This window comes from Methylibium sp. (genome assembly GCF_013817365.1).
Taxonomy (GTDB): Bacteria; Pseudomonadota; Gammaproteobacteria; order Burkholderiales; family Burkholderiaceae_C; genus Methylibium.
Map to the genome: position 1 here is coordinate 1 of NZ_JACDCU010000440.1, position 3288 is coordinate 3288.

Consider the following 3288-nt stretch of genomic DNA (forward strand, 5'->3'; position numbering starts at 1 on the left):
GCAGGCCGATGTCGGCACGGCCGTAGATCTGCCAGATCGTGCCGACCACGTTCCACGGGATCAGCAGCGACAGCGCGACGATCACCAGCACGGCCGAGGCTTTCCAGCCGGTGGCCGGCATCGACAGTGCGAGCAGGATGCCCAACGGGATCTCGACCGCCAGCACCGCCAGCGAGAAACCGAGCTGGCGCAGCAGCGCCGCGTGCAGCTCCTCGTCGCGCATCACATCGACGAACCACTCGGTGCCGACGAATACCCGCCGCTCGGGCGAGATGATGTCCTGCACCGAATAGTTCACCACCGTCATCAGCGGCAAGATGGCGGAGAAGGCGACGCACAGCAGCACCGGCAGCACGAGCCACCAGGCTTTCTGGTTGACGGGTTTGAGGGTGCTCACGCGATCAACTCCTCGTTCTTGTAGAAGCACGTGTGCTCCCCCATCACCTGCAGCCACGCGGTGCTGCCCACGGCGGGCGCCGCGACATCGGGCGCCAGCCGTGCCTTGATCGCGTGCTCGCCGATGCGCCCGGTCAACAGCACGTGCGTGCCGATGTCGAGTGCCTGCGTGACGGTCACCGGCAGTGCACCCGGCGCCTCGGCCGCCGCCAGCGACACGTACTCCGGCCGCACGCCGAGCTTCACATCGCCACCGTCCAGCACCCGGGGCGCCGGCAGCCGCCGCCCCGCGATCTCGACCCCGCCCGCCTCGGCCCGCCCCGGCAGGAAGTTCATCCCCGGCGAGCCGATGAAGTGGCCCACGAAGGTGTGTGCCGGCCGCTCGAACAGATCGCCCGCGCTGCCGACCTGCACGGCGCGCCCTCGCGTCATCACCACCACCCGGTCGGCGAAGGTCAGCGCCTCGACCTGGTCGTGCGTCACGTACACGAGCGTGAGCTTCAGCTCGTGGTGAATCTGCTTGAGCTTGCGGCGAAGCTGCCACTTCAGGTGCGGGTCGATCACGGTCAGCGGCTCGTCGAACAGCACCGCCGACACGTCGGCGCGCACCAGCCCGCGGCCCAGCGAGATCTTCTGCTTGGCGTCGGCCGCGAGTCCGGCGGCGCGCTGGTCGAGCTGCGCGCTCAGCTCCAGCATCTCGGCAATCTGCCCGACGCGCTGCTCGATCTGCGCCGCAGGCACCTTGCGGTTGCGCAGCGGAAAGGCCAGGTTCTCGGCCACGGTCATCGTGTCGTAGATGACCGGGAACTGGAATACCTGCGCGATGTTGCGCTGCTGCGGGCTGTCCTTCGTGACGTCGCGGCCGTCGAACTTCACGCCGCCCTGCGAGGGCGCGACGAGACCGGAGACGATGTTGAGCAGGGTCGTCTTGCCGCAGCCCGAGGGGCCGAGCAGCGCATAGGCGCCGCCGTCCTCGAAGCTCATCTTCAGCGGCAGCAGCGCGTAGTCGCTGTCGGCCTGGGGGTGGGGCCGGTAGGCGTGCGCCAGATCGAGATCGATGCGGGCCATGTCAGTAAGCCCTCGTGTGCGTGCGGGGCGGCGCAAGCAGCAAGCCGCCGTCCGCTCCGAACACAAAGACCTGATCGGGGCTCAGGTGGAAGGTGATCGGCGCGCCCAGCGCGAGCTCGTGCACGCCGGGCAACTGCGCGACCACCTCGCCGACGCTCGTCGCGGCATGGACGAAGGTGTCCGATCCGGAGATCTCGGCCAGCTCGACGCTGCCCGGCAGGGCCACGTCGCCGGGGCGCTGATCGAGGCGCAGCGCGCCGGCCCGCACGCCCAGGGTGAGCCGACCGGTCAGCAAGCCGCCCAGCGCGGCAGGCAGCGGCACGTGCGGCGGCGGCCGGGCGGCTCCGGCGGCCTTCGCGGCACCGTCCGCAGCGCGCAGTTGCACGCCGAACATCGCCGGTTCGGCCTCGAGCAGGTTCATCGGCGGGTCGCTGAAGGCGCGCGCCACGCGCAAGGACTTCGGCGTATGGAACAGCTCCGCCGTCGGCCCGTACTGCAGCAGCTCGCCGGCGTCCATCACGGCGGTCCAGCCGCCGAGCAGCAGCGCCTCCGCGGGCTCGGTGGTCGCATAGACCACGGTCGAGTCGCCGGTGGCAAACAGTTGCGTCAGCTCCTCGCGCAGTTCCTCGCGCAGCTTGTAGTCGAGGTTGACCAGCGGCTCGTCGAGCAGCATGAGCGGCGCGTTCTTGGCCAGCGCGCGGGCCAGCGCGACGCGCTGCTGTTGCCCGCCCGACAGCTCCGCGGGCAGGCGGTCCAGGAAGGGATCGATGTGCAGCCGCTCGGCCAGAGCCTTCACGCGCTGCGCGATGGCGGCGCGGTCCAGGCCGCCGCGCAGCTTGAGCGGCGAGGCGATGTTCTCGGCCACGCTGAGCGACGGGTAGTTGATGAACTGCTGGTAGACCATCGCGACGTTGCGCCCGCGCACGGACACGCCGGTCACGTCCGCACCATCGACCGTGATGCGGCCGTGCGTCGGCTTGTCGAGCCCCGCCATCAGGCGCATGAGCGAGGTCTTGCCGGCCTGCGTGGCGCCGAGCAGCACTGTCACGGCGCCGGGCTGCAGCGACAGGTCGAGCGGGTACAGGTGCTGCACGGCACCGACCTTCTGGCCGAGCTGTTCGAGCGCGAGCTGCATCACGCCACTCCGGTGCGGGACGGCGCGGGCATGGGCGCCTGTGTCGCCTGGGCCGCCGCTGCAGCGTGGGACGGCTGATCCTTCGGCGCCGCGCTCGCGCTGCGCCGCGCCATCCAGTCGGAGACGCGGCTGCGCTCGGCAGGCGTGTAGTGCAGGCCGAGCTTGGAGCGGCGCCACAGCACATCGTCGGCCGCGCCCGACCATTCCTCGCGACGCAGGTAGTCGAGCTCGGCTTCGTGCAGGCCGGGCGCAACCTCGGCACCCAAGCCGGCGAGGGAGCCGGCATCGCCGAGCACGCGGTCCACCCGGCTGCCGTAGGCTCGCGCGAGGCGGCGCGCCAGCGGGCCCGGCAGCCATCCCATGCGCCGGCGCAACTCGGCGACGAAGCGCTCGAAATCGGTGTCGGGCCGGCGCGGCGCGCCGATCCAGGCCGACAGGTCGCCACCCGGAAGAAACGCCCCCTCGGTCCAGGCCCGGCGCGGCTCGCCGAGCATGCGGCCGATCTCGTCGGCGGCGTCCTCGGCCAGCTTGCGGAAGGTGGTGATCTTGCCGCCCCACACCGTGAGAAGCGGCGCGGCCCGGCCGCCGGCGTGATTCGCCTCGAGCAGGTAGTCGCGCGTCACGGCGCTCGGGTCGCCCGAAGCATCGTCGAGCAGCGGGCGCACGCCGGCGTAGCTCCACACCACGTC

The 3288-nt window shown here is 71.3% G+C and carries 3 protein-coding genes and 1 pseudogene; all 4 read right to left on the bottom strand.

All coding sequences use genetic code 11. The features are described from left to right. A pseudogene (locus tag H0W38_RS19310) lies at positions 1-397 on the bottom strand (sugar ABC transporter permease); the annotation flags it as partial. Continuing rightward, complete coding sequence (locus tag H0W38_RS19315) at positions 394-1464, bottom strand: ABC transporter ATP-binding protein (protein ID WP_292457206.1); 1071 nt, start codon at positions 1462-1464, stop codon at positions 394-396. The gene H0W38_RS19315 and the pseudogene H0W38_RS19310, both read right to left, overlap by 4 nt. Position 1465: 1 nt before the next feature. Then, positions 1466-2599 carry an ABC transporter ATP-binding protein gene (locus H0W38_RS19320; protein WP_292457209.1) on the bottom strand — a complete coding sequence of 378 codons (1134 nt, stop codon included), beginning with the start codon at positions 2597-2599 and terminating at the stop codon, positions 1466-1468. Next, positions 2599-3288: glycerol-3-phosphate dehydrogenase C-terminal domain-containing protein (locus tag H0W38_RS19325; RefSeq protein WP_292457211.1), on the bottom strand; the 690-nt coding region annotated here is incomplete at its 5' end. The genes H0W38_RS19320 and H0W38_RS19325, both read right to left, overlap by 1 nt.

Coding starts and splice junctions, on each gene's coding strand:
- H0W38_RS19315 (WP_292457206.1), bottom strand. CDS start 1,464: ATGGCCCGCATCGATCTCGATCTGGCGCACGCCTACCGGCCCCACCCC.
- H0W38_RS19320 (WP_292457209.1), bottom strand. CDS start 2,599: ATGCAGCTCGCGCTCGAACAGCTCGGCCAGAAGGTCGGTGCCGTGCAG.